Genomic DNA, 4,554 nt, shown 5'->3' on the forward strand with positions numbered 1-4,554 from the left:
GCTCTACAAAATCGCCAAGCCTTTGCCGGCCATAGCCTTCTTAGTCGCCCTTGTCGGCATCGCCTCGATCTCCGGTGCCAACCTGTGGGCGCTTCACAACGGCCACCCAACGATCGAGGTGCTAACTGCCGGCAGCACACCACCATTCTCGATCAATCTGCGCTTCGGATTATGGGAAGGCATCTTCACCTTCAGCGTCAATGTTGCGGCGCTTTTGGGCGCCTGGCACCTGTGGTCACGGCTGCGCGACAGCTATGCAGCGTTGCTGCTCTATCTGATCCTGGTCATGGGCATCAACGGCATGGTGATGACCCGCGACCTGTTCAATTTATTCGTGTTCCTCGAGATCGTCTCGATCGCCACTTACGGGTTGCTCGGCCTCGACCGGGGACCAGCCGCACTCGCAGCGAGCTTCAAATACATCATGGTGACGGTGCTCGCCTCGACATTTTTCCTGCTCGGTTCGGTGTTGCTTTATCACGTCACAAGTACGCTCAATATCGACGAGATGATCGCGCGGCGTGACCTCATCGCCGGGCCGATCGGCGTTACCGCACTGCTGCTGGTGCTGTCGTGCCTGATCATCGAGCTCAAGCCCTTCCCGGCAAACGGTTGGGGCCTCGACGTTTACGAAACGGCCCCCAGCGGCATTGCCGCCCTGATATCGGGCAGTGTTTCGGCCGGCGTCTTCTTCGCGCTGCTCAAGCTCTTGCCGCTGTTCGAAAACCAGCTCGGCATCATCGCGATTTCAGGCGGCATAAGCTTCCTGATTTCCAACCTCATCGGATTGAAACAGACCAACGTTCAGCGAATGCTCGGCTACTCCTCCATTGCGCAGATGGGGCTGTTGATGCTGGCGCTCGCACTGCTGTACAAGGTCGGCGCCGAGGCCTCGCTGCCGCTCGTTGTCGGTGGCCTGTTCGTCAATCACCTTTTCGCCAAGGCAGGCCTGTTTTGGCTCGCAGGCGCTGTCGGACGCGCGGAAGTGCCAGGCTGGTCCGCGATCGCAGGACGTCCGCTTGTGCTGCTCGTCATGGCCCTGCTTCTGGTCGCCATCGCCGGCCTGCCGCCCTTCCCTGGCTTCTGGGCCAAATGGGAGCTGGTGATGCAGCTTTCCAATGGTCAGCAATATGGCTGGATCGTCCTGATCCTGGCGGGGTCATTGCTCGAAGCGGCCTACATGTTCAGCTGGTTCAAGCAGGCGACGCGCGCCGTGCCCAACCAGGCTCCGGTGCGGCCCACCGTCCGCGCGCTGGTACCCGCCACGGCCGCGGCTGTCATACTCGCAGCGAGCGGTTACTACGCCGCGACCATCGCCGGCGCAGCATCGCTATGGCTGTTTGCGCCGCTGTGCATCGGTGGACTGCTCTGCGCGCTCGACTGGCTGCCAGGTCGGGTGAAATGCACATTGATGCTTCTGGCGGTGCTGCTCGTCGGCAATGGGATGATCGGCGACCTGCATGGCCTCAACAGGCTTTTCGCGGTGCTGTTGCTGATGGGTGGGCTGGTTGTCGCTTCGGCCGCTCTCTATCGCAGTGATGCCCGCCCAGGCTATTTCCCACTGATGGCGGTCATGCTGCTTTCGATCACCGCGTTGCTGAGATCCTCAACGAGCCTGGAATTCTTCTTCAGCTGGGAACTGATCACGCTGTCGTCGTATTTCCTGATCGCCCAGGGGCGCAACGCGCATCCCCACGCCCTGCCCTTCTTGTTGTTTTCGCTCATCTCGGCATTTTCGCTTCTTGCTGGCTTCGCGCTTGCCACCGCCGCCAATGGCACCACGGCACTTGCGGCCTTCGGCAGCGCATCGGGCCCTGTCGCCGAGGCTGCTTTCGTCTTCCTAGCGCTTGGCTTCCTGATCAAGGCCGGCGCCATTGGCGCGCATGTCTGGCTGCCCGGCGCCTATACCGAGGCCGACGACGATCTCTCAGCCATGCTGTCGTCGGTCGTCAGCAAGGTGGCGATCTTTGGACTGTTGATCGTTACTTACCTCGCCATCCGCTCGGAGACCGGCCTGGAACTCGCCCATGTCATGGGCTGGATCGGTATGCTGACCACCGTGGCAGGCGCGGTCATGGCCTTGCAGCAGAACGACATGAAACGCCTGCTCGCCTATTCCAGCATGAGCCAGCTTGGCTACATCATCACGGCAATCGCGCTGATGAGCCACCTTGGCTGGGTGACGGCACTCTACCTCGTTGCCAACCACTTGATGGTCAAGGRCATCCTTTTCCTAGCCGTCGCCGGCATCGTCCTGCGGACCGGCAACAGGATGCTTGAAGCTAATGGCAGCCTGGCGCGGAAAATGCCCCTCACCTTCGCAGCCGTCGTCATAGCGCTGATCTCGATGTCGGGCCTGCCACCGCTTGCCGGCTTCGGCGGCAAATGGCTGCTGCTCAGCGCCATGGTCGAAAAGGGCTGGTATGGGCTCGCGGCCGCCGGCGTGCTCGCCACCTTCATCGGCTTTCTCTACATGTTCCGCCTGGCCTATTCGATCTTCCTCGGACCCTCCAAACTGGCGCAAGAGAATGTCCGTGAGGCGCCGCCGCAGTTGCTCTTGCCGCAATTCGTATTGGTCCTGGCGATCTTGGCGCTGTCATTCCTGCCAAAACTGTTCATGGAACCGGTATCCTCAGCAATCGATCCCTATTTCGCCTCGACGCTGGTCTGGCAGGGTATGTCGCTGGAAACCATCTATGGCTACTGGAATCCTGTGCCGGTGTTGGTCGCCTCTACAGCCGCTGCGGCCTTGTTGTTCACACTGTCGTGGCTGATCTACCGGCGGGCCCGCAGTCATGACACGCCGCTTGGCGTCGCGCAGTTCTACCGTTTCTACCAAGGCGCCCTAACCCCAGTAATCCTGCCCGTGGCGGACGCGTTCTGGAACGGCTCGTCGCGCCTTGCGATCAATGCGGCTGGCTCGATGCGCAGGCTCTACACTGGCAACGGCCAGACCTATCTCCTCTACGTGCTCTACTACGTCATCGCGATCTACGTCGCGGCGGCGTAAAGCCATCCGCTCTGCCTGCCGTCACCAAATCCCTAGACCTGAAGGTAACACAAGACCTGGCCGAGATCGCCCAGTTGCATCCCTTGAAATATCGAAGGCAGCCTGAAAAATGATGGGTAGGCGCCGCGCGACGCGGTTCGGACGTCGCTCGGGCTGTATCCCATCTCTTTGCGAAAGGCGCGGCTGAAGCTGGCTGCATCAGAAAAGCAAAGCTCTTCAGCCAGCGCCGCGACACTCCGCTTCTCCAATGGGTCCGACAGAGCTTCATGCGCCGCAATCAGCCGCTGCCTCAGGATATAGCGTCCCACGCCGCCCATGGGTTCAAACAACCGGTAGAGCTTGGAGCGCGAAATACCGAGCTGGCTGCAAAGCATGGTCGGGCCAAGATTGGGCGCGCGAAGATTCCGGTGAATCGTCTGGCGCACGCGCTCAAGTACGGTCGTCGCTATCTGCTCGCTCGCCTCTCGAAGCCGATCAGAGGTCGGCGCGATACAGGCGACGATAAGCGCGCGAATGCCCTCTATCAGTTGCGGCAGGTCCTTGGCCTCGACCATCGGCAGACGCCGCTCCAGAGCTATCAGAAAGTCATACAGAAGGCCCCCTAGCCCTGCCGACGGCAGGGTTCCGCCATGGCTGTCCAGCACGCCCGAAATGGGACGCAAAAGGTCGCGCGGTATGAACATGGTAGATACGCTGCTGTCGGCCGCCTTCCCTTCATAGGGCCGCGCCAGTGAGCGGATATAGAGTTGCTTTGGTTGATTGCCGGCGATCCGCGCGGCGTGGCTCTCGGGCAGCACCAGGCACCAATGGTCCAGCGGATCCTTGCGCAGATGCCGCCACGTTCGCGGCACAAGCGGCCCTGGCATTTGCGCGGTCGTAAACGCCAGCGGTCCAAGATCCCATACGTCCTGCCTAAAGCAGAAACCGTCCCTCGCCGACAAGTTCGGCGAAACGTCGATGACCGATGACTGATATGCGCGCCACGCCTCGAATTGATGCTCGCCCGGCAATCGGCTGGTGTCGAATGTAAGTGGCATAATCAACTGAGAAGCGGGCAATAGGACCTCGACAGGTTCGTCAGATTTGCGGATTGATGTTGCCGATTGCCGCAATCCAATGCTTTCATTCGTTCCCGCCCATTGGCTGGTCAATCCGGAACGCACGATGCTGTCAGTCGGCTCTCCCATTCCGGCGGCGAGTGGACATACTTCACCATGCATGGTCACCTGCCCCGCTTTCAGCCTGATCTATGGACTTTCTACTTCCCCACGGCAAACATCTTGCCACGACTCCTCACTTTGAGGTTCGTTCCTGACCACTGATCTCGCCTGCGATTATGGGACCTTCCTAGTTACAACGCCAGATAAGATCTGTTTCAACGTTGCGCGCGCTACGAGAATCTCTGTGTCTGCAACCAGCGTGGAACAGCATGCATTATGAGATTTGGACCGCATCGTCGTCGGCATGCTTATTTGGCGTACGCGCGGCCACGACCATCCTACTTTATGGCTTAGCCGGCTGTGCGACACCGGCTGAGGTCAATG

At 60.2% G+C, this 4,554-nt stretch carries 2 protein-coding genes; one reads left to right on the forward strand and one right to left on the reverse strand.

Translation table 11 applies throughout. The features are described from left to right. Positions 1–3,010, forward strand: a 3,010-nt coding sequence (locus AC1DUU_RS23945) for a complex I subunit 5 family protein (RefSeq protein WP_476785874.1), incomplete at its 5' end; no start/stop codon positions are given. A gap of 32 nt (positions 3,011–3,042) precedes the next feature. On the opposite strand, the gene AC1DUU_RS23950 is transcribed toward AC1DUU_RS23945, so the two are convergent. After that, on the reverse strand, positions 3,043–4,230 hold the full coding sequence (locus tag AC1DUU_RS23950) for a helix-turn-helix domain-containing protein (RefSeq protein WP_476785875.1): 1,188 nt from the start codon (positions 4,228–4,230) through the stop codon (positions 3,043–3,045). Between the last annotated feature and the right edge of the window lie 324 nt (positions 4,231–4,554).

The organism is Aminobacter sp. P4_H6_2 (assembly GCF_056400805.1).

Coding starts and splice junctions, on each gene's coding strand:
- AC1DUU_RS23950 (WP_476785875.1), bottom strand. CDS start 4,230: ATGCATGGTGAAGTATGTCCACTCGCCGCCGGAATGGGAGAGCCGACT.